At 72.6% G+C, this 24,071-nt stretch carries 20 protein-coding genes; 8 read left to right on the top strand and 12 right to left on the bottom strand.

Going from position 1 to position 24,071, the window contains the following annotated elements; all coding sequences use genetic code 11:
* Positions 1 to 118 precede the first annotated feature (118 nt).
* Complete coding sequence (locus tag ACDF64_RS11185; RefSeq protein ID WP_394551296.1) at positions 119 to 3,871, bottom strand: multifunctional oxoglutarate decarboxylase/oxoglutarate dehydrogenase thiamine pyrophosphate-binding subunit/dihydrolipoyllysine-residue succinyltransferase subunit; 3,753 nt, start codon at positions 3,869 to 3,871, stop codon at positions 119 to 121.
* Between the two features lie 133 nt (positions 3,872 to 4,004).
* Here ACDF64_RS11185 and ACDF64_RS11190 point away from each other — a divergent pair, with 133 nt between their 5' ends.
* The 4 genes from ACDF64_RS11190 to ACDF64_RS11205 all read left to right on the top strand — a co-directional run bounded on the left by ACDF64_RS11190 (position 4,005) and on the right by ACDF64_RS11205 (position 8,428).
* Positions 4,005 to 5,444 carry a GuaB1 family IMP dehydrogenase-related protein gene (locus ACDF64_RS11190; RefSeq protein ID WP_394551298.1) on the top strand — a complete coding sequence of 480 codons (1,440 nt, stop codon included), beginning with the start codon at positions 4,005 to 4,007 and terminating at the stop codon, positions 5,442 to 5,444.
* A 139-nt stretch (positions 5,445 to 5,583) separates the two neighbouring features.
* On the top strand, positions 5,584 to 6,918 hold the full coding sequence (locus ACDF64_RS11195) for a hemolysin family protein (RefSeq protein ID WP_394551299.1): 1,335 nt from the start codon (positions 5,584 to 5,586) through the stop codon (positions 6,916 to 6,918).
* Positions 6,915 to 7,952, top strand: coding sequence for a hemolysin family protein (locus ACDF64_RS11200; protein WP_394551301.1), 1,038 nt, complete (start codon positions 6,915 to 6,917; stop codon positions 7,950 to 7,952). The genes ACDF64_RS11195 and ACDF64_RS11200 overlap by 4 nt, the downstream gene beginning before the upstream one ends.
* A gap of 89 nt (positions 7,953 to 8,041) precedes the next feature.
* On the top strand, positions 8,042 to 8,428 hold the full coding sequence (locus ACDF64_RS11205; RefSeq protein WP_394551303.1) for a VOC family protein: 387 nt from the start codon (positions 8,042 to 8,044) through the stop codon (positions 8,426 to 8,428).
* Positions 8,429 to 8,479: 51 nt separating this feature from the next.
* Here the strand turns inward: ACDF64_RS11205 and ACDF64_RS11210 are convergent, their stop codons facing one another.
* Positions 8,480 to 9,574 (bottom strand): NADH:flavin oxidoreductase/NADH oxidase, encoded by a 1,095-nt coding sequence (locus ACDF64_RS11210; RefSeq protein WP_394555118.1) that lies wholly within the window; start codon positions 9,572 to 9,574, stop codon positions 8,480 to 8,482.
* Positions 9,575 to 9,657: 83 nt separating this feature from the next.
* Positions 9,658 to 10,314, bottom strand: coding sequence for an HAD family hydrolase (locus ACDF64_RS11215; RefSeq protein ID WP_394551305.1), 657 nt, complete (start codon positions 10,312 to 10,314; stop codon positions 9,658 to 9,660).
* A 23-nt stretch (positions 10,315 to 10,337) separates the two neighbouring features.
* On the opposite strand from ACDF64_RS11215, the gene ACDF64_RS11220 reads away from it, so the two are divergent.
* A complete protein-coding gene (locus ACDF64_RS11220) occupies positions 10,338 to 11,189 on the top strand; it encodes an NAD(P)H-hydrate dehydratase (RefSeq protein WP_394551307.1) in 852 nt (283 codons plus the stop codon).
* A 65-nt stretch (positions 11,190 to 11,254) separates the two neighbouring features.
* Here the strand turns inward: ACDF64_RS11220 and ACDF64_RS11225 are convergent, their stop codons facing one another.
* The 3 genes from ACDF64_RS11225 to ACDF64_RS11235 form a co-directional block, all read right to left on the bottom strand.
* The gene (locus ACDF64_RS11225) at positions 11,255 to 12,046 is read right to left on the bottom strand and encodes an amino acid ABC transporter ATP-binding protein (protein ID WP_394551308.1); all 792 of its coding nucleotides are present in this window, start codon (positions 12,044 to 12,046) and stop codon (positions 11,255 to 11,257) included.
* A complete protein-coding gene (locus ACDF64_RS11230) occupies positions 12,043 to 12,897 on the bottom strand; it encodes an amino acid ABC transporter permease (RefSeq protein ID WP_394551309.1) in 855 nt (284 codons plus the stop codon). The genes ACDF64_RS11225 and ACDF64_RS11230 overlap by 4 nt, the downstream gene beginning before the upstream one ends.
* A 73-nt stretch (positions 12,898 to 12,970) precedes the next feature.
* Positions 12,971 to 13,804, bottom strand: a complete 834-nt coding sequence (locus tag ACDF64_RS11235) for an ABC transporter substrate-binding protein (protein ID WP_394551311.1) — start codon at positions 13,802 to 13,804, stop codon at positions 12,971 to 12,973.
* A 104-nt stretch (positions 13,805 to 13,908) separates the two neighbouring features.
* Between ACDF64_RS11235 and ACDF64_RS11240 the strand changes: the two genes are divergently transcribed.
* Genes ACDF64_RS11240 through ACDF64_RS11250 form a run of 3 tightly spaced genes read left to right on the top strand, consistent with a single transcriptional unit; the run spans position 13,909 to position 16,885 of the window.
* Positions 13,909 to 15,216, top strand: a complete 1,308-nt coding sequence (locus ACDF64_RS11240; RefSeq protein ID WP_394551313.1) for a glycosyltransferase 87 family protein — start codon at positions 13,909 to 13,911, stop codon at positions 15,214 to 15,216.
* An 18-nt stretch (positions 15,217 to 15,234) separates the two neighbouring features.
* Positions 15,235 to 15,552 (top strand): MTH1187 family thiamine-binding protein, encoded by a 318-nt coding sequence (locus ACDF64_RS11245; RefSeq protein ID WP_394551315.1) that lies wholly within the window; start codon positions 15,235 to 15,237, stop codon positions 15,550 to 15,552.
* Between the two features lie 58 nt (positions 15,553 to 15,610).
* Positions 15,611 to 16,885, top strand: coding sequence for an MFS transporter (locus ACDF64_RS11250; RefSeq protein WP_394551317.1), 1,275 nt, complete (start codon positions 15,611 to 15,613; stop codon positions 16,883 to 16,885).
* A 20-nt stretch (positions 16,886 to 16,905) separates the two neighbouring features.
* Here ACDF64_RS11250 and ACDF64_RS11255 read toward each other — a convergent pair whose 3' ends face one another.
* From ACDF64_RS11255 to ACDF64_RS11280, 6 genes are all read right to left on the bottom strand, one after another.
* A complete protein-coding gene (locus ACDF64_RS11255; protein WP_394551319.1) occupies positions 16,906 to 17,556 on the bottom strand; it encodes a LuxR C-terminal-related transcriptional regulator in 651 nt (216 codons plus the stop codon).
* Entirely contained in the window at positions 17,557 to 18,810 is a 1,254-nt protein-coding gene (locus ACDF64_RS11260) for a hypothetical protein (protein ID WP_394551321.1), read from the bottom strand.
* Entirely contained in the window at positions 18,807 to 19,925 is a 1,119-nt protein-coding gene (locus ACDF64_RS11265) for a sensor histidine kinase (protein ID WP_394551323.1), read from the bottom strand. The genes ACDF64_RS11260 and ACDF64_RS11265 overlap by 4 nt, the downstream gene beginning before the upstream one ends.
* Positions 19,926 to 20,070: 145 nt before the next feature.
* A complete protein-coding gene (locus ACDF64_RS11270; RefSeq protein WP_394551325.1) occupies positions 20,071 to 21,291 on the bottom strand; it encodes a homoserine O-acetyltransferase in 1,221 nt (406 codons plus the stop codon).
* Between the two features lie 125 nt (positions 21,292 to 21,416).
* Positions 21,417 to 22,742, bottom strand: coding sequence for a bifunctional o-acetylhomoserine/o-acetylserine sulfhydrylase (locus ACDF64_RS11275; protein WP_394551327.1), 1,326 nt, complete (start codon positions 22,740 to 22,742; stop codon positions 21,417 to 21,419).
* Between the two features lie 156 nt (positions 22,743 to 22,898).
* Positions 22,899 to 24,011 carry an acyltransferase family protein gene (locus ACDF64_RS11280; protein WP_394551329.1) on the bottom strand — a complete coding sequence of 371 codons (1,113 nt, stop codon included), beginning with the start codon at positions 24,009 to 24,011 and terminating at the stop codon, positions 22,899 to 22,901.
* Positions 24,012 to 24,071 lie beyond the last annotated feature (60 nt).

Below are 24,071 nucleotides of genomic sequence, written 5' to 3' on the forward strand. Positions count from 1 at the left end.
CGATCGCACGGCGCCCCGTCGCGTCGGTCGCCGGGTCGGCGGGCGGGCGACCCGGCGGGTGAGACGGAACGAGCGGATGCCCCGACGGGGCATCCGCTCGTTCCGTCTCGACTGCGGCTCAGACCGTGAGCGCCCGCCGGATCAGGTCGGCCTGCTCCTCGGCGTGGCGCTTCGCCGAGCCGGTCGCGGGCGACGCCGACGCCGGACGCGACACGATGGTCACGGCGCGCGGGCCGAGCTTGTTCGTCTCGACGATGAAGTACGGCCACGCGCCCTGGTTCTCGGGCTCGTCCTGCGCCCAGACCAGCTCGGCGTTCGGGTACGAGTCGGCGATCGCCTTGAGGTCGACCGCGGGCAGCGGGTAGAGCTGCTCGAGGCGGACGAGCGCGACCTCGGGGTTCGGGTGCTTCTCGAGCTCCGAGAGGAGGTCGTAGTAGAGCTTGCCCGAGAGGAAGACCACGCGCTTCACGGCCGCCTTGTCGGTGATCCGTGCATCGTCGATGATCGGCTCGAAGCGGCCCTGCGTGAAGTCGGACACCTCGCTGGTCGCACCGCGCAGGCGCAGCATCGCCTTCGGCGTGAACACCACGAGCGGCCGGCGCGGCCGGGCGTACGCCTGGCGGCGGAGCAGGTGGAAGTACGACGCGGGCGTCGAGGGACGTGCGACCGTCATGTTGTTCTCGGCGCACAGCTGCAGGTAGCGCTCGATGCGGGCCGACGAGTGGTCGGGCCCCTGGCCCTCGTAGCCGTGGGGCAGGAGCAGGACGACGCTCGAGCGCTGGCCCCACTTCTGCTCGGCCGACGAGATGAACTCGTCGATGATCGTCTGCGCGCCGTTGGCGAAGTCGCCGAACTGCGCCTCCCAGAGGACCAGGGCGTCGGCGCGCTCGACCGAGTAGCCGTACTCGAAGCCCATCGCCGCGTACTCGCTGAGCAGCGAGTCGTAGATCCAGAAGCGGGCCTGGTTGTCCGAGAGGTTCTGCAGCGGCAGCCACTCCTGGCCGTTCAGGCGGTCGTGGAACACGGCGTGGCGCTGGACGAAGGTCCCGCGACGCGCGTCCTGGCCGGAGAACCGGACCGGCGTGCCCTCGAGCAGGAGCGACCCGAGCGCGAGGAGTTCGCCGAAGCCCCAGTCGATCTTGCCGTTGCGGCTCATGTCGGCACGCTTCTGCAGGAGCTGCTGGAGCTTCTGGTGCACGGTGAAGCCCGCGGGCCGGTTGTCGTGCGCGTCGCCGATCGCATGGACGACCTCGACCGGGACGCCGGTCGTCTCGAGCTCGCCCGAGACGGGCGCCGGAGCGGCGCCGTCGACGATGATCGGGATGGTCCCGGTCTGGGCGGCGTGGGTCTCGGCGAACGCGCGCTCCATCTGGTCCTGGAAGTCGCGGTGCGCCTCCTCGTACTCCGCCTCGGTGATGTCGCCGCGGCCGACGAGCGCCTCGGTGTAGAGCTTGCGGACGCTGCGCTTGGCCTCGATGAGGTTCGTCATGAGCGGCTGCGTCATCGACGGGTCGTCACCCTCGTTGTGACCGCGACGGCGGTAGCAGACGAGGTCGATGACGACGTCGCGGTGGAACTCCTGGCGGTACCGGAACGCGAGGTCCGCGACGCGCACGACGGCCTCGGGGTCGTCGCCGTTCACGTGGAAGATCGGCGCCTGGATGGTCTTCGCGACGTCGGTCGAGTAGATCGACGAGCGGCTGTCGCTCGGCAGGGTCGTGAAGCCGACCTGGTTGTTCACGACGAGGTGGATCGTGCCGCCGGTGCGGAACCCGCGCAGCTGCGACATCTGCAGCGTCTCGACGACCACGCCCTGGCCCGCCATCGCGGCGTCGCCGTGGATGAGGATCGGGAGGGTCCCGAAGCTGCCGATGGGCTTGCGGTCCTGCTTGGCGCGCACGATGCCCTCGAACACGCCGTCGACGGCCTCGAGGTGCGACGGGTTCGCCGCGAGCGAGACGGGGATCCGGTGGCCGTCGTCGGCGGTGAACACGCCCTCGGTGCCGAGGTGGTACTTGACGTCGCCCGAGCCGTGCCCGCTCGCGGTGCCCTCGAACTCCCGGAACACCTGGCCGTAGCTCTTGCCCGCCACGTTCGTGAGGACGCTCAGGCGCCCCCGGTGGGGCATGCCGATCGCGACCTCGTCGAGGCCCTCCTTGGCTGCGCCCTGGAGCACCTGGTCGAGCAGCGCGATCGTGGACTCGCCGCCCTCGAGGCTGAAGCGCTTCTGGCCGACGTACTTGGTCTGCAGGAAGGTCTCGAACGCCTCGGCCTCGTTGAGCTTGCGGAGGATCCGCATCTGCTCGTCGTGGGTCGGCTTCTCGTACTTGCGCTCGACCTGGTCCTGCACCCACTTGCGCTGCACCGGGTCCTGGATGTGCATGTACTCGATGCCGATGGTGCGGCAGTACGAGTCGCGGAGGACCCCGAGGATGTCGCGCAGGAGCGCCGTGCGGGTGTTGCCGAAGCCGCCCGTGACGAACTCGCGGTCGAGGTCCCAGAACGTCAGGCCGTGGTTCGCGATGTCGAGGTCGGGGTGCGAGCGCTGCACGTACTCGAGCGGGTCGATGTCGGCCATCATGTGGCCGCGCACGCGGAACGAGTTGATGAGCTCCTGCACGCGGGCGGTCTTGTCGACCGCGCTCGCGAGGTCGACCGCGATGTCCGGCGCCCAGTGGATGGGGTCGTACGGGAGACGCAGCGCGGCGAAGATGTCCTCGTAGAAGCGGCGCTCGCCGATGAGGAGCTCGTGCACCTTCTTCAGGAACTCGCCGGAGCCCGCGCCCTGGATGACCCGGTGGTCGTAGGTCGAGGTGAGCGTGATCGTCTTGCCGATCGCGAGGTTCGCGAGGACCTTCTCGCTCGCGCCCTGGAACTCGGCCGGGTACTCGAGCGCGCCCGCGCCGATGATGCAGCCCTGGCCCTTCATGAGGCGCGGCACCGAGTGGACGGTGCCGATGCCGCCGGGGTTGGTGAGCGACACTGTCGCGCCCTGGAAGTCGTCCGCGGTGAGCTTGTTGCCGCGCGCGCGGGTGACGAGGTCCTCGTAGGCGGCGAGGAACTCGTTGAAGGTCATCGTCTCGGCGCGCTTGATCGCGGGGACGAGCAGGGCGCGCGTGCCGTCGGGCTTCGGGATGTCGATCGCGATGCCGAGGCCGATGTGGGCCGGCTTCACGAGGCTCGGCTTGCCGTCGCGCTCGTCGTAGAAGACGTTCTGGCTCGGGAACTCCTTGAGCGCCTGGATGAGCGCCCAGCCGATGAGGTGCGTGAACGACACCTTGCCGCCGCGCGTGCGGCGCAGGTGGTTGTTGATCACGATGCGGTTGTCGATCATGAGCTTCGCCGGCACGGTGCGCACGCTCGTCGCGGTGGGCACGGTGAGCGAGGCGTCCATGTTGGCGGCGAGCGCCTTCGGCATGCCCTTCAGGACGACGACCTCGTCGGCGGCCGGGCCGGCGGCGATGGTGGCCTGCGGGGCCGTGACGGGGACGTCCGCGGGCACGGGCTCGGGCCGGGGGGCCTGCGAGGTGGTGCGCGCCTCCGGGGTCTGGCCGATCACGGGCGCGGGCGCGGTCAGCGGCGCGCTCGCGGGCGGCGCGACCGGGACCTCGGGCGCAGGCGCGGCCGGAGCGGCGGCGGGCGCGGCGGGAGCGGCCGTCGACGAGGCGGGGGCGGCGGGGGCCTCGGGCGCCGGTGCGTCGGCCCCGTTGGCGTGCACCGCGGCGTAGTGCTCGAGGACGGGCCACCACGAGCGGTCGACGGAGTCGCGGTCGACGACGAATTTCTGGTACATCTCGTCGACGAGCCATTCGTTGGCTCCGAACTCGGCCGACGTCTCGTCGGCTCCGGTTCCCGTCAGTTGGCTCGACACGGCCTTCGCCTGCTCTCTCCGTCGATGTGGCTTGGGGGTTGGGCTCCGCCGAGCGCCGGGGCGCGCGGAACCACCCACCAGCCTAACCGCTCGAACCCGGCGGCCGGCACGCCGCCACGGGTAGCGTGGACCCATGGAGTTCTACCGGACGAGTCCGACGCACGACCTCACCTACTCCGACGTGTTCCTCGTGCCGAGCAGGTCGGACGTCTCCAGCCGCCTCGACGTGGCACTCGACACCGCCGACGGATCCGGCTCGACGATCCCCATCGTGTCGGCGAACATGAACTCGGTCACGGGCCCGAGATTGGCGGCATCACTGGCCAGGCGCGGGGGGATCGGGGTCCTTCCGCAGGACCTCCACCTGCAGGACCTGGCCGAGTCCATCCGCTGGGTGAAGGCGCAGTCACCGAGGTTCGACACGCCCTTCTCGTTCACTCCCGAGACGACCGTGGCCGAGGCCGCGGAGGTGCTTCCCGCGGTCCCCGGGCACGGCATCGTCGTCCAGGATGCAGGCGAAGCATTCGTCGGGTGCATCGTCGCGGAGCGCCTCGGGACCGCGCTGCCGGACGCGCGGCTCGGCGACCTCATCCACGGCGACCTGCCTGCGCTCGAGGCCGAGGACGTCGACTCGCCGCGCCGGGCGTTCGACGTCATGGCCGAGGCGGGCCTGGACTTCGCGCCCGTGCTCGAGCACGGGCGCGTGGTCGGCACCCTCAGCCGTCGCAGTGCGCTCCGCGGCACCGTGTACCGCCCGAACGTCGACGCCGAGGGACGCCTGCGGGTCGCCGCGGCCGTCGGCGTGAACGGCGACCCGGCGGCCAAGGCGCGCGCGCTCGCCGAGGCCGGCGTCGACCTGCTCGTGATCGACACCGCGCACGGCCACCAGGAGGGGATGCTCCGCGCGATCCGGGCGGTCCGCGACCAGGGGCTCGGCCTGCCGATCGTCGCGGGCAACATCGTCACCGCGGACGGCGTGCGCGACCTCGTCGAGGCCGGCGCCGACGTCCTCAAGGTCGGCGTGGGTCCCGGCGCGATGTGCACCACGCGCATGATGACCGCGGTCGGTCGCCCGCAGTTCTCGGCGGTGCTCGAGACCGCGGAGGCGGCGCGCGAGCACGGGGCCCGCGTGTGGGCCGACGGCGGCGTGCGCTACCCGCGCGACGTCGCGCTCGCGCTCGCGGCGGGAGCCGACTCGGTCATGATCGGATCGTGGTTCGCGGGCACGATCGAGGCGCCCGGCCGGCTCCGGCGCGACGCATCCGGCCGGCTCTTCAAGGAGAGCTGGGGGATGGCGTCCACGAAGGCCGTGCGCGAGCGGTTCGACCGCCTCGGCGCGTACGAGCTCGCGCGCCGCGAGCTGTTCGCCGAGGGGATCTCGTCGTCGTCGATCTACCTCGACCCGCTGCGCCCCTCGATCGAGGACCTGCTCGACATGATCACCTCGGGCGTGCGCAGCTCGTTCACCTACGCGGGCGCGTCCACGCTGACGGAGTTCCGCGAGCGCGCGCTCGTGGGCATCCAGTCCGCGGCGGGCTACGAGGAGGGCAAGGCGCTGCCGGTCAGCTGGTGACGGACGGGGGCGCCGGCGACCCCGATCGACCCGTCCGCGCGCGGGCGTGCTCGATATACTGGGCCGACCATGGACGATCCCCCCTCAGCGAATCCGACCGACCATAGACCCTCGCCCGTGACCGATCGGGGAGGTGCGGATGTCTGAGTGGATCATGCTCGCCATCGGCCTCCTGCTCACGATCGGCACGGGCTTCTTCGTCGCGAGCGAGTTCGCGCTCGTGAACCTGGACCGCGCGGACCTCGAAGCGCGGCGCGAGCGGGGCGAGACCCGGCTCGGCATGACCATCGCCGCGCTGAAGATCACCTCGACGCACCTCTCGAGCGCGCAGCTCGGCATCACGCTGACGACGCTCCTCACGGGCTACGCCATGGAGCCGGCGATCTCCTCGCTGCTCGCCGGGCCGCTCGAAGCGGCCGGCCTGCCCGACGCGCTCATCCGGCCGATCGGCGCCACGACCGCGATCGTCATCGCCACGCTCGTGTCGATGGTGCTCGGCGAGCTCGTGCCCAAGAACTTCGCGCTCGCGCTCCCGCTCGCCACGGCGAAGTTCGTGATCCCCTTCCAGGCGGCGTTCACCTGGGTGTTCCGGCCCGCGATCGTGGTCCTGAACGGCAGCGCGAACGGGCTGCTGCGCGCGGTCGGCATCGAGCCGAAGGAGGAGCTCTCCGGCGCCAGGAGCGCCGAGGAGCTGAGCTCGCTCGTGCGGCGCTCCGCAAGCGCCGGCCTCCTCGAGCAGGACACCGCGACGCTCCTCGGCCGCACGCTCCGGTTCGCCGACCACGACGCCTCCGACGTGATGACGCCGCGGCCCAGGGTGGCGGCCGTGCAGCGCCAGGAGCCGGCCGAGGCGGTGCTCGAACTCGCGCGGCAGACGGGCTTCTCGCGCTTCCCCGTGTACGACGAGAACCTCGACGACGTCGTGGGCGTCGTGCACGTCAAGCAGGCCGTCGCCGTGCCGCGCGAGCGCCGCGGCGACGTGCCGACCTCGGCGCTGCAGTCCGAGGCGCTGCGCGTGCCCGAGACGATGAAGCTCGACACCCTGCTGGAGGAACTCCGCGGCCGCGGGTTCCAGATGGCGGTCGTCGTCGACGAGTACGGCGGCACCGCGGGCGTGGCCACGCTCGAGGACCTCGTCGAGGAGCTCGTGGGCGAGGTCGCGGACGAGCACGACCGCACGCGCGCGGGCATCGTGCGCCGCGGCGACCTCGTGAGCTTCCCCGGGATCCTGCGCCCCGACGAGCTGCTCGAGCGCACCGGCATCCGAGTGCCCGAGAACGGGGACTACGAGACGGTCGCCGGCTTCGTGATGTCCGAGCTCGGCCGCCTGCCGCTCGTCGGCGACGAGGTCGGGTTCGAGGACGGGACGCTGCGCGTCCAACGGCTCGACGGCCGACGGATCGACCGGCTCCGGTTCGAGCCGAAGCCGATGCCCGAGCCGGACTCGCTCGACGCGGGGGAGGCGGACCGATGAGCGACTGGGCCGGACTCGCCTGGCTCTTCGTCCTGCTCGTGGCGAACGCCTTCTTCGTCGGCGCCGAGTTCGCGGTGATCTCGGCGCGACGGTCCCAGATCGAGCCGCTCGCCGAGCAGGGCCGCCGGAGCGCGAAGACCGCGCTCTGGGCGATGGAGCACGCGACGCTCATGCTCGCGATGAGCCAGCTCGGCATCACGATCTGCTCGCTGCTGATCCTGAACGTGTCCGAGCCGGCGATCCACCACCTGCTGGAGGTACCGCTGGCGCTCACGGGCTGGAGCGAGGAGGTCGTCGGCGGGGTGGCGTTCGCGATCGCCCTGCTGGTGGTCTCGTACCTGCACGTCGTGTTCGGCGAGATGGTGCCGAAGAACCTGTCGTTCTCGATCCCCGAGCGCGCGGTGCTGCTGCTCGCCCCGCCGCTCGTGTTCCTCGCCCGCATCTTCCGGCCGGTGATCGTCGCACTCAACGCGACCGCGAACGGCGTGCTCCGGCTGTTCGGCGTCGAGCCCAAGAGCGAGGCGACCTCGACGTTCACGCTCGAGGAGGTGCAGACGATCGTCGACCAGTCGCGCCGCGAGGGCGTGCTGGCGGATTCGACCGGGACGCTCACGGCCGCGTTCGAGTTCACGGCCAAGCGCGTGAGCGATGTGGCGGTCGCGGCCGGCGGGCTCGTCAGCCTGCCGCCGCACGCGACGCCGGGCGATGTCGAGCGCGCGGTCGCGCGGCACGGCTTCTCCCGCTACGTGCTCCTCGGCGAGGACGGCGAGCCGGCGGGGTACGTCCACCTGAAGGACGTGATCGACCTCGACGAGGACGAGTTCGACGATCCGATCCCCGCGAAGCGCGTGCGCCGGCTGGTCTCGATCTTCGCCGGGACCGACCTGGAGGATGCGCTCGCGACGATGCGCCGCCTCGGGACGCACCTCGCGCGCGCGTTCGACGAGGACGGGGCGACGACCGGCGTGATCTTCCTCGAGGACATCATCGAGGAGCTCGTCGGCGAGGTGCAGGACGCGACCCGTCGGGGCTGAGCCGTCGGCGTGACGAACGGGCCGGAACCGCAGCGTTCCGGCCCGTTCGCGCGTAGACTTCGGCCGGCCCGAGAAGGTGAGGACGGCTCATGTTCGACAACCTGCAGTGCTACGGGGTGCTCCCGGCATCCGACTTCCAGCGGGCGGTCCGCTGGTGGAAGGACGTCTTCGGCCTGGAGCCCGAAGCCGACGGCGCCCCCGACGACGGCGCCGTGATGTTCCGCATCGGGGACACCGCCCTGCTCGTCTACGAGTCCCAGTTCGCCGGCACCGCGCAGAACACGGCGCTCGGCCTCGACACCGACGACCTCGACCGCGACATGGCCGCGCTCCGCGAGCGCGGCGTCGTCTTCAACGACTACGACATGCCCGGCCTGCAGACCGTCGACGGCGTGGCCGACGAGGGCGGCATGCGCACGGCCTGGTTCGACGACAGCGAGGGCAACATCATCGCGATCGGCCAGCGAACCACCTGAACCCCGGACCCGGCGAGGGCCCGTCGTCGCTGCATCGGCCCTCGCGCGGGTTCACCACTCGCCGTCGTTCGCCTCCGGGCGGGCGCGCAGGTACGGCACGGGCCACATCGAGCTGCCCGCGCCGAGTTCGTACGCGGCTCGGAGCGCGAAGTGCGGGTCGCGCATCATCGCCTTGCCGAACATGACCGCGTCCGCGCGGCCCGCGGCGACGAGCGCCTCGGCGTCCGCGGGGCGCGTGATCCGCCCGACCGCCGAGACCGGCACGCCGCCGTGCTCGCCGACGTAGGAGGCGTGGGCGACCTGGTAGCCCGGGCCCACGGGGATGCTCGCGGTCGCGACGAGCCCGCCGGTGGAGATGTCGGCGAGGTCCGCGCCCGCGTCCTGCGCCCACTTCGCCGCCTGTGCGGTCTGCGCCTCGTCCCAGCCGCCGTCGACCCAGTCCGTCGCCGAGAAGCGCACGAAGAGGGGCATCCGCTCGCCGATCTCGGCACGCACCTCGCGCACGACCTCGAGCAGCAGGCGCGCGCGGCCGGCGAGGTCGCCGCCCCAGGCGTCGTCGCGGTGGTTGGACAACGGCGAGAGGAACTGGTGCAGGAGGTAGCCGTGGGCCGCGTGCACCTCGACGAGGTCGAAGCCCGCGCGCACCGCTCGGGCCGCGGCGGCGCGGAAGTCGGCGATCACCGCGCGGATACCGGCCTCGTCGAGCGCGACCGGAGCGCGCATGCCGTCGAACGCGATCGCCGACGCCGAGACCGTCTGCCAGCCGCCCTGCTCGACCGGCTGCGAGCCGTGCAGGCGCAGCTGCTCCGGCCAGGCGGACGCCTTGCGGCCCGCGTGCGCGAGCTGGAGGCCCGACGCCGCGCCCTGCGATCGGATGAAGTCGGTGATCCGGCGCCACGCGACGACCTGGTCGTCGCTCCAGATCCCGGTGTCGTGGTCGCTGATCCGCCCGTCGGGGTGGATCGCGGTGGCCTCGGCGATCACGAGACCCGCACCGCCCGCGGCCATCGAGCCGAGGTGGACGAGGTGCCAGTCGGTGGGCACGCCGTCGCGCGCGGTCACCGAGTACTGGCAGAGCGGGGGGACCCAGATCCGGTTGCGGATCTCGAGGTCGCGGATGCGGATGGGGCGGAAGAGGGCGGGCAGGGCGCCGGATGCCTCGGGGGCCACGGACCCGGACGCCAGGGGCGCGGATGCCACGGGGTCGGATGCCACGGGGTCGACGGCGTTCACGCGGCGACCCCCCGCAGCCACGCCTCGAGCTCGCTCGGCGTCGTGAACACGTGCCCGTCGCCGCCGACGGCTCGCGCGCCGTCGACGTTCTCGGCCTTGTTGTCGACGAACAGCAGCTCGTCGTGGCGGATGCCGAGCTCGCCGATGACGTGCTCGTAGATGTCGGCGTTCGGCTTCACCATGTCGAGCTCCCCGCTCACGAAGACGCGCTCGAACAGCGGCGCGAACGACCCGTGCCGGAGGAACCCGGAGAAGTCCCGACCCGCGTTCGACAGCAGCGCGACCCGCGTGCCGCCGTCGACGAGCGCCTGGACGACGGCCAGCGTCGCGGCGTCGACGCTGAGCCACATGCGGTGGTCGATCGCCCACAGCTCGTGCACCTCGGCGGGCGAGAACTCGCGACCGGCGTCGCGCCCGACGGCGGCCCAGTACTCCGCGATCGACCAGGTGCCCTGGTCGAGCAACTCGCGGTGCGCCCAGTACGCGGACCAGAACGGCCCCGCGTCGGCGCCGGCGCGTGCGAGCAGGTCGGCGCGGTCGGACTCGCTCGGCGCGCGCGAGATCACCTCGCCGTAGTCGAACACCACCACGTGGGGCGACAGGCGGATCGGCTCGAGCGTGCGGCCGGGGACGGGTGGGGCTGTCGGAGGCATCCGTCCCAACCTATCTTGGATCCATGGACCCTTCGCCGTGGCGCGAGTGGGCGGCCGCCGACGCCGTGACGCGGCTCGCGCCGCCCGGACCGCGGGACGACAAGTACTCGCGCGGCGTGCTCGGCGTCGTCACCGGATCCCACGACTACCCGGGCGCCGCCGTGCTCGGCGTCGAGGCCGCGTCGCGCTCGGGCGTCGGGATGGTCCGCTACATCGGCCCGCGCGACGTCGCCGCGGCCGTGCTCGCGCGCCGACCCGAGACCGTCATCGGCGAGGGTCGCGTGCAGGCGTGGCTGCTCGGCAGCGGCATGAACCCCGAGCGGCGCTCGTTCGTCCTCTCGGGCGACCTGCAGCACGCGCTCGCCTCCGGCGTGCCGGTCGTGCTCGACGCGGGCGCGCTCGACCTCGTCGGCTCGCATCGGGGCCCGACCGTGATCACCCCCCACGCGGGCGAGCTCGCCCGGCTCCTCACGTTGCGGGAGGTGGACGTCGACGTCGAGGCGATCGTCGCGGACCGCTCGGGCTGGGCCGAACGCGCCGCGCACGAACTCGGCGTCGCGGTGCTGTTGAAGGGCGCGGTGACGCACGTCTGCGATCCGGAGGGACGCCGGTACACGATCACCGCGGCCACCCACCGGCTCGCGACCGCGGGTTCGGGAGACGTCCTCGCAGGCATCCTGGGCGCGCTCGCCGCGGTCGCGCACGCCGACCTCGACGTCGAGGCGGGGACCCTGACGGCGGTCGCGGCCACGGCCGCGTTCGTCCACGCCGAGGCCGCGCGCCGGGCGACCGAGGCGGTGGACGGCGGTCCCGTCACCGCGCTCGACATCGCCGAGGCGGTCCCCGCGGTCGTCGGTGCGCTCGGGCAGGCCTGAGCGGCGTCGGCCGGGCCGCCTGCGCGGCCGCGTCGGCCGCGCGCCCGCGTAGGCCGACCGCGGACTCAGCCGGGGATGCCGCCCTCGTCCGGCAGGACCCGGGCGAGGAACTCGCGCGTGCGCGCCTCGCGCGGCGACGCGAAGAACTCGTGCGCCGATCCCTCCTCGGCGATCAGGCCCGCATCGAGGAACACCACGCGGTCGGCCACGTCGCGTGCGAACGACATCTCGTGGGTCGCCATCAGGATCGTCGTGCCGCCCTCGGCGAGCGACCGCACGAGCGCGAGCACCTCGCCGACGAGCTCGGGATCCAGCGCGCTCGTGACCTCGTCGAGGAGCAGGAGCTCCGGTTCCGTCGCGATCGCGCGGACGATCGCGACGCGCTGCTGCTGGCCGCCGGACAACCGGTCGGGGAACGCGTCGGCGTGTTCGGCGAGCCCGATCCGCGCGAGCAGGTCCCGGCCGCGCCGCTCGGCGTCCACGCGGGACATCCGATGCACGAGTCGGGACGCCAGCGTCACGTTGTCGAGCACCGAGAGGTGCGGGAACAGGTTGTAGTGCTGGAACACCGCGCCGATCCTGGCGCGCACGCGATCGGCGTCCACGCGCGGGTCGCTGATGTCCTCGCCCGCGAGGCGGATGACGCCGTCGTCGACGTGCTCGAGCAGGTTCACGGTGCGCAGCAGCGTCGACTTGCCCGAGCCCGACGCGCCGATGAGCGCGACGACCTCGTGCGCGGCCACGTCGAGGTCGATGCCGCGCAGCACGTGCCGGTCGCCGAAGGAGCGGCGGATGCCCCGCAGGCTCAGGACCGGCTCGGCGCCGGGGACCGGGCGCCCGGTCGCGACGTCGGTCATACGATGCTCCCCACCTGCTCGCGGGCGCGCGTGCGCGCGGTGAGCCAGTCGGTCAGCCGGATCGTCGGCCACGCCAGCAGGACGAACAGGAGGCCCGCGACGACGTACGGCGTGAAGTTGAACCAGTGCGCGGTCTCGATCTGCGCCGCCCGGACCGCGTCGACCGCGCCGAGCACGGAGATGAGCCCGACGTCCTTCTGCATCGCGACGAAGTCGTTCATGAGCGCGGGCGTCACCTTGCGGAACGCCTGCGGCACCACGACCCGCCGCATCGTCTGCCCGTGACTCAGGCCCAGCGCCCGGGCCGCGAGCCGCTGCGACGGATGCACCGCCTCGATGCCGGCCCGGAAGACCTCGGACACGTACGCCGAGTACACGAGGACGATCGCGACCGTGCCCCAGACCGCGACCGGCACCCGCGGGAAGAAGTCGAGGCCGGGCACGCCGAAGCCGACGAGGTAGAGCACGATGATGAGCGGCACGCCGCGGAACAGGTCGGTGTACCCGGCCGCGAGCGCCCGCAGCGGGAAGAACACCGGCCCGCGAAGGGTCCGCATCGTCGCCAGCAGGAGGCCGAGCAGGGCAACGCCGATCGCCGCGACGACGAGCACCTGGAGGTTGAGCCACAGGCCCTCCAGGATGCGCGGGAGGGAGGCGATCGCGACGTCGAGGTCGAAGAAGCTCTGCTGCACCTTCGCCCAGCCCGGAGTCGAGCCGATGCCGACGACGAGCAGCGCCGCGAACACGAGCGTGCTCAGCGCGCTCAGGAGCACCGACCGGGTCGTGCGACTCCGACGGTAGGCGCGGCGGCCGACCTCGAGCTCGCTCGGCTGCCAGGGGGTGTCGGTCACGCGCCCACGCTAGCGCAGGCGCGCGCGGGGGCCTCCGCCGAGCGAGCCGTCGCCGCCCGTGGGCGGCGACGGATCACTTCAGGACCGGCGCGGTGTCGTCGCCGCCCAGCCACTCGGCCGCGAGCGCGTCGAGCGTGCCGTCCTCGCGGAGGGCGTCGACCGCGGCCGTGACGCGCTCCGTCAGGGGCGAGTCCTTCGCGAGCACGAGGCCGAACTCGTCACCGCCGGACGTCGCCGGAAGCTGTCCGACGATCAGGCCGCCGTCGAGCTCGACGCCGGTGAGGTAGAACGCCGTCGGCAGGTCGACGACGATCGCGTCGACCGTGCCCGACTGGAGGGCGAGCTTGGCGTCGTCGTTCGTATTGAACACCTGCGCGCCCTGGTCGGGTGCGATGACCTCCTCGACCGCGTCGAGGCTCGTCGTGCCGGTCTGCGCGCCGATCAGCAGCGGCTTCAGGTCGGCGATCGACGCGGCGTCCGCGGCGGGCGATCCCTCGACCGTGATGACGACCTGCGTCGTCTCGTAGTACGGCGACGAGAAGTCGACGGCCTCGGCGCGCTCGGGCGTGATCGAGAACTGCTGGAGGTTGAAGTCGAAGTCCTTCGGGCCCGGCGCGATCGCCTGGTCGAACGTCGTGCGCACCCACTCGACGTCCTCCTTCGCGAAGCCGAGCTCGTCGGCGACGGCGTACGCGACGGCGGCCTCGAACCCCTCGCCCGACTCGGGGGCGTCGTCGATCACCCACGGGTAGTAGGCCGGCTCGCCGGTGCCGATGGTCAGCTTGCCCTCGGTGACGAAGTCGCCGCCGCCGTCGGAGGCGGCGTCGCCGCCGCCCGACGAGCAGGCGGCGAGGCCGACGGTCGCGAGCGCGACGAGGGCGAGGGCGGCGAGCGGGCGACGGGACATGACGGGCCTCCGGGATCGACGGGGTGGTGCGACAAGCATCCCGCTTCGCGGCCCCCGCGGCGAAGCCCGGTGGCGGATTGTGACGCTCGGATAGGCTCGGGCGCATGGCGGACGCAGACACGGTGGGGCGTGACGCGCGCCGCCGGGGCATCCGCCTCAAGCGGGCGCTGCGCAGCCGCTGGCTGCTCTGGCTCGCCTTCCTCGCGGTCCACGCCCTGCTCGTCGGCCTGAACCTCGGCGGGGTCGGCTGGCCGCTCGGCGACGTCGAGGTCGTGTACCTGCGCTGGGCCGAGAACGCCGAGCACGGGTTCGTGCGGATGGGGATCGATGCGCCGTGGGTGTACCCGATCCTCGCGTTCGCGCCCATGGCGGCGGCCCTCGCCTTCGGGGCATCCGCCTACCCGCTCACCTGGCTCGGCATCGTGACGGTGCTCGACGGCGTGGCGTTCTCGGTGCTCCTCGGCCGTGCGCGGCCCAGCCGGACCAGGTTCGCGGCCGCGTGGTGGTGGATCGCATTCCTCGCGCTGCTCGGCCCGATCGCGCTCGGGCGGATCGACGCGGTGACCGTGCCGTTCGCGATCCTCGGCCTGCTGTGGGCGATCGGGCGGCCCAGGGTCGCCGCGGTGCTGCTCACGATCGGCGCGTGGATCAAGGTCTGGCCCGCGGCGCTCCTCGCCGCGATCGTGGTCGCGCACCGGCGTCGCGGCGAGGTCGCCGTGATCGCCGCCGCGCTCAGCATCGGCATCGTCGCGGCGTGCCTCGTCGCGGGGGCCGGGACGAACGTGTTCGGGTTCGTGCTCGAGCAGACCGATCGCGGGATGCAGGTCGAGGCCCCGATCGCGGTCGCCTGGCTGTGGCGGATCGCCACGGGCGACACGGGGGTCCGGGTCTACTACGACCGGGACATCCTGACCTACCAGGTCGACGGGCCGGGGGCCGAGGCCGCCGCCGCACTGACGACCCCCGCACTCGCGCTCGGCGTGCTCGCGGTGCTGCTCGTCGGGATCCGCGCCGCGGTGCGGGGCGCGAACGCGGCGCGGCTGCTGCCGCCGCTCGCGGTCGGGTTCGTCGCGGTGCTGACCCTCGCGAACAAGGTCGGGTCGCCGCAGTTCGCCACCTGGATCGCCGCGCCCGTCATCCTCGCGATCGTCGTCGACCGTGCGCACGCGCTCGTCCCGAGCCTCCTGGCGCTCGGCGTCGCCGCGACCACGCACGTCATCTACCCCTACTGGTACGCCTGGCTGCTCGTCGCCGACCCCGCGTTCGTCGCGGTGCTGACCGTGAAGGTCGTGCTCGTCGCGGGCCTGCTGGCGTGGTCCGTCGCGCGCGTCTGGCGCATCGGCGGGGCGCGGCGGCCGCGCGTGCCCGATCACCCCCGTCCGTCCCGGGCCGACCGGGTCGACACCCCCTGAGGAAGAGGAGACACATCCATGCTGGTCGCATTCTCGGTCGCACCGAGCGGGACGGGCCGCGCCGACGGATCCGTGCACGACGCCGTCGCGGCGGCCGTGCGGATCGTCCGCGAGTCGGGCCTCCCGAATCGCACGACGTCGATGTTCACCGAGATCGAGGGCGAGTGGGACGAGGTCTTCGACGTCGTCCGACGGGCGACCGAGGCGGTCGGCGAGTACGGCTCGCGCGTGTCGCTCGTGCTGAAGGCCGACATCCGGCCGGGCTGGTCGGGCGAGCTCGACGCGAAGATCGAACGGCTCGAGTCGGCGATCGACGCGACCGCCGGCGACGCCTGACCGCGCCGCGATCCAAGCCGGGTCGAATCGATTCGAGCGCGTGTGGCAGAATCGACGGATGACCCAGCCGAACCACGGGCCGACGACGCTGTCGCCGGCCCGCATCCGTCTCGCCCTGCTGTCGCTCGCCCTCGGCGGCTTCGGCATCGGCTCGACCGAGTTCGTCGCGATGGGCCTCCTGCCCGACATCGCGCGGGACCTCCTGCCCGGCGTGTACGCGAGCTCGCCCGAGGACGCGAACGCGCAGGCGGGCTGGGTCATCTCGGCCTACGCGCTCGGCGTCGTCGTCGGCGCGCCGACGATCGCGGCCGTCGCCGCCCGCTGGCCGCGCAAGCGCCTGCTGCTCGCGCTGCTCACGGCCTTCACGCTCGGCACGATCGCCTCGGCGCTCCTGCCGACGTTCGGGCTCGTGCTCGTCGCCCGCTTCGTCTCCGCGCTCCCGCACGGAGCGTACTTCGGCATCGCGTCGCTCGTGGCCGCGAGCCTCATGGGACCGGGCAAGCGCGCCCGCGGCGTCGCCCTCGTGCTCTCGGGGCTCACGATCGCGAACGTCATCGGCGTGCCCGCGATCACGTGGCTCGGCCAGGCGGCCGGATGGCGCGTCGCCTACCTCGCGGTCGCGGCGATCTTCGCGGCGACCTTCGTTGCGGTCGCGCTCGCCGTGCCGTGGCAGGCCGGCGATCCGGGTGCGACGCTCGCGCGCGAGCTGCGGGCCTTCACGCGGGTCCAGGTCTGGTTCGCTCTGCTCATCGGCGCGATCGGGTTCGGCGGCCTGTTCGCGGTCTACACGTACGTGGCGCCGCTCGCGACCGAGGTGACCGGGCTCACGCCGGCACTGGTGCCGCTCGTGCTCGTCGTGATCGGCATCGGCATGACCGTCGGCAACCTCGTCGGCGGGCGGCTCGCCGACTGGAGCGTGCGCCGCTCGATGTACCTGTTCTTCGCCGTGCTGGCCGCGGCGCTCCTGCTGCTCGGACTCACGGCGTCGAACGTCGTGGGGCTCTGCGTCGGCGTGTTCCTCGTCGGCGGGGCATCCGCGGCGCTGTCGCCCACGATCCAGGCCAGGCTCATGGACGTCGCGAAGGACAGCCAGTCGATCGCCGCGGCGCTCAACCACTCGGCGCTCAACATCGGCAACAGCCTCGGCGCGCTCCTCGGCGGCCTCGCGATCGCGGCCGGGTACGGGTACGTCGCGCCGATCTGGATCGGCCTGCTCCTCACCGGCGCGGGCGTCGTGCTCGCGCTCGGGAGCTTCGCGGTCGACCGGTCGCGCCGTCGTCGCGGACTCGACGTGCCGAGCGTGACCGCCGGATTCCCCGCGGTCGAGGGGTAGGCGGTCGGGCGGACCGCCCGTCAGTCCGTCAGCAGCAGGATGCCGTCCTGCTGGGCGCGCTTGCGCAGCGCGACCTTCGTGCCGACGTCGAAGCCGGCGAGGCGGTACTTCTCGCGGATGCGCTTGAGGTAGCTCTTCGCGGTCTCCTCCGAGATGCCGAGCTCGAACGCCACCTTCTTCACCGGGAGGCCCGACGCGTACAGCGCCATCACACGGCGCTCCTGCGACGACAGCCGCGGCACGACGCTCGGCGTGGTGAGGGTCGCCTGCAGCTCGGCCGTGAGGAACACCCGGCCGTCGTGGGCGGCGCGGATCGCCTCCAGCATGGTCGAGGCCGGCTCCGCCTTCGGGACGTAGCCGAGCGCGCCGCCGTTCAGCGCCTCGCGCACGAGCGCGGGCTCGGAGTACGTGCTGATGAGCGTCGTGCGCACGCCCGCCGTCTTCAGCATGGACAGCTTGATCGGGACGGGGATGTTGTCCTTCAGGTCGAGGTCGAGGAGGACCACGTCCACCGGGAACTCGGGGTGGGCGAGCAGCTCCGACCACGCCGGCACCGCGGCGACGAGGTCGATGTCGTCGGCGCCGTCGCGCAGCCAGTGGGTGAGTCCCTCGAGGAACATGCGGTGGTCGTCGACGATGGCGACGCGGATCGGTGCGGACGTCTCGTCCATTCACGCTCCTGACTTCAGTGCGCCGCTCGGCGCGTGGTGCTGGGATGGTCTCGGTTCATCGCCGCACGTGATCACCATACGGAATCCGCCCGCTCGAGTGGTCAGCTCGGACGTCCCGATGGCCGCGACGGCGTCCCGCATCGCCGGATCGACGTGTCGGGGGAGGATCCCCGCCGCCTCGATCACGACCGTCAGGTCGGCGGGACGGTCGTCGTCCGCGTCGGCGTCGGCGAGCTGGATCCGCACGACCGCGGTGGCCGTCGAACGGCGCGGGTTGTCGCCGACGATGAGCCAGAGCGTCAGGAGCAGGCCCTCGCGCTGCGACTGGCTGAGCTGGCCCGCGAAGCCCCCCGAGTCGTCCACGCGGACGCGGCCGCTCAGGTACGCGGACTCGGTGATCGCGTGGCGGAGCCAGGTGTCGCTGCGGCCCTCGATGAGCCGGATCCGAAGGCGCGCCGCCAGGCTGCCGGCCGTGGCCGCGATGTCGGGCGGCACCGGGATCGGGATGCGTCCCGAGCCGACGTCCTCGAGGAGGTTCTCGGCGTCGAGGTCGAGCTGGACGAGCTCCTCGGACGCGCGCATGCCGACGGCCGTGCGCGGCGTCGTGATCGTGCTCTGCACGAGGCTCAGGTCGACCTCGCGGCGGACCAGCCGCCGGAAGCCGTCGATCGCGATCACGCCGAGCTGGACGGGCACGAACGCGCTGAACGCGGCGGTGAGGCCGAGCGCGGCGAAGCCGCCCGCCGGGAACTGGACCAGTGCCTCGATCGCGAGCACGGAGGCCACCGCACCCGCCGCGAGCAACGGGCCGCGCGTCGAGCGGAGCGCGGCGACCGGGAGCAGTGCGGCGGCCGCAGCCGGCGCGGCGGTCGGCGTGACCCCGGCCTGCACGGATCCGGCGGTCGCGAGCACGTCGAGCCCGGTGGTCGCGGCGAGTCCGACGTACGCGACGACGGCGAGCCAGGTCGGGAAGGCGAAGCCGTTCGACAGGCAGACCGCGGTCGTCACGCCCACCGTCGCGGCGAACGCGAGCCACGCGGGCCACGGACCCGGCCCGGGCGGGAAGTACCCGACGAGCAGGACCGCGTGCAGGAGGTGCGCGAGCACGAGGAAGGACGCGGAGACCGTGACGCCCAGGGCGAGGCGACGGCCGCCGTGCCCCGCGTGCACGTCGCCCGCCGCGCGCGCGGAGCGCGCCGGGCGGCTGAACCCGCGTGGGCGACGGCGGGTGGCGGTCTCGTCGAACGTGGTCACGGCTTCGGCACCTCCAGCATCACCGTGGTGCCGGCACCCGGCGACGAGAAGACCCGCGCCCGGCCGCCGACCGCGCGAAGGCGCCCGACGACCGACTCCGCGAAGCCCAGGCGGGCGGGGTCGACCGAATCGGGCTCGAACCCGAACCCGGTGTCCGAGACCATCGCGCGTACCGTGCGGTCGTCGTCGGTGATGGTGACATCCGCCTCGTTGACGCCCGAGTGCCGCCGGACGTTCTCGAGGCACTCGGCCAGGGCGCCGATCAGGGCGTCGATGGACTCGCGCGGCATGGCGAGGTGGCCCGTGCCGTGCCAGTTCACGTCGAGGCCCATGCGCGCGAAGCGCTTCCGGACCGACTCGAAGGTCGCGCTGAGGCCGCCGTCCGCTTCGGCACCGGGGGAGAAGATCGCGCCGTGGCCGGAGTCGAGCGGTGCGCCGAGCCGGAGGAGGCGGAGCATCCTCGCGTCGTCGCCCGCCTGCTGCCGGAGCGCCCCCACGCCGACGCCGACGCCCGAGTGGGCCAGCAGGCTGAGGGTCGCGAGCACGGTGTCGTGGAGGACCCGCGCGTCCTGGCGCTGGCGGGCCTCGCTCTCGCTCGCGAGCCGCTCGGCGCGGTGCGCGCGCCCGACCTCCTCGATGCGCTCCGACGTGCGGGCGATCGCGAGGTCGACCCATCGCCCGAGCGCCGCGGAGGCGAACCATCCCGCCGCGACCGCGACCACGGCGAACACCGTGGCCCGGCCGGTCGCCGCGAGGATCCCGAACTCGACCACGATCGCCGTCAGCAGGACCGCGACGATCCCCGGACCGCCCGGGCGCGCCATGAGCGGGATGGCGGACGACGAGGCGGCGGTGCCGCCGAGCAGGACGGCCGTGGTGGTCGCGAGCGGATCGATGGTCGACGTGGGCGCGATCACCGCGATCGCCGCCATCGCGAGGACGACGACGGCGATGGCCGCCCACAGTGCGCCCGTTCGGGTCGCGAGCACCACCGCGCCGCCGGTGAGGAGGAGGAGGGTGATCGAGACGACGCGCACGGTCAGGTCGGAGGCGGCGGGCACGACGAGGATCAGCAGGGCGCCGGCGACACCGACGATGCCTGCGACGCGGGCCACCCGACGAAGGAGGCGGTCGCGTTCCTTCTGGATTCGCTTCATACTCCTCCGGGCGAGGATGCGGCACGCCCGTCGTGTCGCGATCGACTGCTCCCGTGGGAAGCGTATCGCCTCCGTCCGGTGAACGGCGGCGTCGTGCGACACGTCATGAAGCGAGCAGGTCGGCGATCGCGCCGCCGACGGCGTCGTCCTCGAGCAGGAACGCGTCGTGCCCGAAGTCGGAGCGCAGGACCACGGGCTCCGGGCCGTGCACGCTCCGGCGCAGGTGGGCCGCGATCTCGACCTGGCCGGGCAGGGCGAAGTACCGGTCGCTGTCGATGCCGAGCACGAGGCTCTTCGCCTCGATCCGCTCGAGCGCCGGCACCACGCCCCCGCGCCCGCGACCGACGTCGTGCGAGTTCATGGCCTCGGTGAGGACCAGGTAGCTGTTGGCGTCGAACCGCCGGGTGAACCGGTTGCCGTGGAAGTCGAGGTAGGACTCGACCGCGAACCTGCCGCCGCCGCCGAGCGGGTCGAGCTCGGACTGCCAGGTCCGCTCGAACCGGCCGTTGAGCTCCGACGCCGTGCGGTAGTTGAGCATCGCCATGCGGCGCGCGAGCGACAGCCCGCGCGTGGGTCCCTCGCCGTCGGGCGCGTCGTAGAACGCGCCGCCGCGGAACGCCGGGTCGGCCCGGATCGCCTCGAGCTGGACCGAGTTGAGCGCGATCTGGTCGGCCGTCGCGGCAGCGGGCGCCGCGAGCACCGCGATCCGCTCGACCGCCTCGGGCGCCATGATCGCCCACTCGAGCACGTGCATGGCCCCCATCGAGCCGCCCACGACGGCCGCGAACCGCTCGATGCCGATCGCGCGCGCGAACGCGAGCTGCGCGGCGACCTGGTCCCGGATCGTGAGGAACGGGAACCGCGCGCCCCACTCGGCGCCGTCGGCCGCGACGGAGGCGGGGCCGGTCGATCCCTGGCAGCCGCCGAGGACGTTGGGCGCCACGACGTGGTAGCGGTCGGTGTCGATCGCCCGGCCCGGGCCGACGACGCCCTCCCACCAGCCGGCGGTCGCGTGGCCGGGGCCCGCGGGCCCGACCACGTGGCTGTCGCCCGTGAGCGCGTGCAGCACGAGGATCGCGTTGTCGCGAGCGGGCGAGAGCCGGCCCCACGACTCCCACGCGATGGTCGCGTTCGGCACCACGTCGCCGGACTCGAGCGCCACGTCGCCGATGCGGACGAAGCGGCGATCGCCCGTGGGGTCGCCGACCCGCCACGCGCCCGTGACCGGCGCCCGCGAGACGAGCGGGGACACCGATGCGCCCAGCGGGGCGTGCCCCTCCACCACCGCGGGGCGCTGCGCCTCGGGCCTCGTCTGCCAGTCCATGGGTCGATTCTCTCGGAGCCGCCGCCCGCGCGGGACAATGTTACGGACGCTCGCCCCCGGCGCGCCGGAGACGACGGATGCCGCGGGCGAGGTCCGCCCGCGGCATCCGATGCCCTTCGCGTCGATCAGACGCGCGAGTTCTCCGACGCGCGTCGCGCGGCCGCGAGACCGGCCTCGAGGTCGGCCTTCAGGTCGTCGATGTTCTCGATGCCGACCGACAGGCGCACGAGGCCCGGCGTGACGCCCGTGGTGAGCTGCTGCTCGGGGGTCAGCTGGGAGTGCGTCGTCGACGCCGGGTGGATGACGAGCGAGCGGACGTCGCCGATGTTCGCCAGGTGGCTGAACAGCTGCAGGTTGTCGACGAGCGCACGGCCGGCGTCGACGCCGCCCTTGAGCTCGAACGAGAGCACCGCGCCGACGCCCTTCGGGGCGTATGTGTTCGCGGCCGCGTACCACGGGCTGGACGGCAGGCCCGAGTAGTTCACGCTCGCGACGTCCGCGTGGGAGTCGAGCCACTCGGCGATCTCCTGCGCGTTCTGCACGTGGCGCTCGATGCGCAGCGAGAGCGTCTCGATGCCCTGGATGAGCAGCCACGCGCTCTGCGGCGCGATCGCGGCGCCCAGGTCGCGCAGCAGCTGCACGCGCGCCTTGATGATGTAGGCGAGGCCGTCGCCGACCGCGGCCGTGTAGCTCGCGCCGTGGTACGACGGGTCGGGCTCGGTGAGGCCGGGGAACTTGTCGACGTTCTTCGACCACTCGAAGCGGCCGCCGTCGACGATCACGCCGCCGATGACGGTGCCGTGGCCGCCGAGGAACTTCGTCGCCGAGTGGACGACGATGTCGGCGCCGTGCTCGAACGGGCGGATCAGGTACGGGGTCGCGATCGTGTTGTCGACGATGAGCGGGATGCCGGCCTCGTGCGCGATGTCCGACACCTTGCGGATGTCGAGCACGTTGATCTTCGGGTTGCCGATGGTCTCGGCGAAGAAGAGCTTGGTGTTCGGGCGGACCGCGCGGCGCCACTCGTCGGCGTCGTCCTGGTTCTCGACGAACGTGGTCTCGATGCCGAGCTTCGCGAGCGTGTACTTGAACAGGTTGTAGGTGCCGCCGTAGATCGACGACGACGAGACGATGTGGTCGCCCGCCTGCGCGATGTTCAGCACCGCGAACGTCTCGGCCGCCTGGCCGGAGGCCACGAGCAGGGCGCCGGTGCCGCCCTCGAGCGCGGCGAGGCGCTCCTCGACGACCGCCTGCGTCGGGTTCTGGATGCGCGTGTAGATGTTGCCGAACTCGGCCAACGCGAACAGGTTCTGCGCGTGCTGGGCGTTGTCGAACACGTACGACGTGGTCTGGTAGATCGGGGTCGCGCGGGCGTGGGTGACCGGGTCCGGCGCGGCGCCCGAGTGGACCTGCTTGGTCTCGAAGCGCCAGTCGGCGGGGTTCTGGCTCATGGGTTCTCCTTCGTGCGGGTGCGTCGGATGCGGCGGATGCGTGGTGCGGATGCCTCGGTGCGGACCGGACCGGCCGGCCGCGATGCGCCAACGCTACGAGGGGGTTCGACGGGCGGCAATCGCACCCGACACACGGCGTCACGGCCGCACGGACGCTCAGCGCCCGGGCGGCTCGTCGTGCTCCGGCAGCACGATCGTGCCGGTCGCGGTGTGCGGCTCCTGACGGAACAGCCAGCGGGCGCGCGGCTGCACGAGGGGGCGGAACACCCGCCGCACCGGTTTCAGCGACAACACGATCGAGATCGCGATGCAGAACGCGATCATCACGGGCAGCACCCACCACGGCTGCGGTCCGTCGAGGATCCCGGTCTCGCGGAACGGGTACAGCACGAACGAGTGCAGGAGGTAGATGTACATGGTCGCGCCGCCGAACGCCGTGAACCAGTGCGCGCGCCTCGGCATCAGCACGAGGAACGCGATCGCGAGGACCATCGCGAGCAGCAGCAGCACGAGCCGGATCGCGCCCGACCACGGCTCGTCGTAGCCGATCGCCTCGTACGGTTCGTCGTAGAGCAGGAAGCGGCGCAGCTTCAGGTCGCGCAACGTCTCGATCGCGAGCGGCAGCACCCCGAGCAGGACGGCGAAGAGCGCGAGCGCCCCGGCCCGCCAGCGCCAGGCGACCGCGGCGCGCAACCCGAGCCATCGCCCGGTGAGCTGCCACTGCCGCAGTTGCCAGCCGAAGACGAAGAACGGGAGCATGCCGAACGTCCGGCTCATCGCGAGCGTCGAATCGAGCGACTCGGTGTAGCCGGCTGCGATCGAGACGAGGATCGCGATCGCCAGCGGCCAGCGCAGCAGCACGAGGTACGGCAGCACGATACGCCAGGCCGCGAGCGCGAGCAGGAACCAGAGCGTCCACGACGGGGTGGTCCAGTCGACCCACAGATCGGTGCGGAAGCCGCTCAGCACCCACTTGAGCGCGGTCCAGATCGTCTCGAAGACGAGGTAGGGGATGAGGATGTCGGTGAGGATCTGCCGGAGCGACCGCGCGGTCGGCGGGCCGGACTTCGCGAAGTAGCCCGACACGGTCACGAACACCGCGACGTGGAACGAGTAGATGAACAGGTAGACGCTGTACGCCGCGTCGTCGTCGTGGATCAACGGCAGGATCCCGTGGCCGATCACGACGAGCGTCATCGCGATCCAGCGGGCGTTGTCCCAGAGCGGGACGCGCCTGCGGACGTGCGGCCCCTGCGTCGGCGTCTGCATCCGCCCATTCTCCCGCAGCACGTTCCGCCGCAGTCCCCCCGCGCGCGGGCCGCGGTGCAG

Source organism: Agromyces sp. MMS24-JH15, assembly GCF_043518605.1.
Lineage (GTDB): Bacteria > Actinomycetota > Actinomycetes > Actinomycetales > Microbacteriaceae > Agromyces.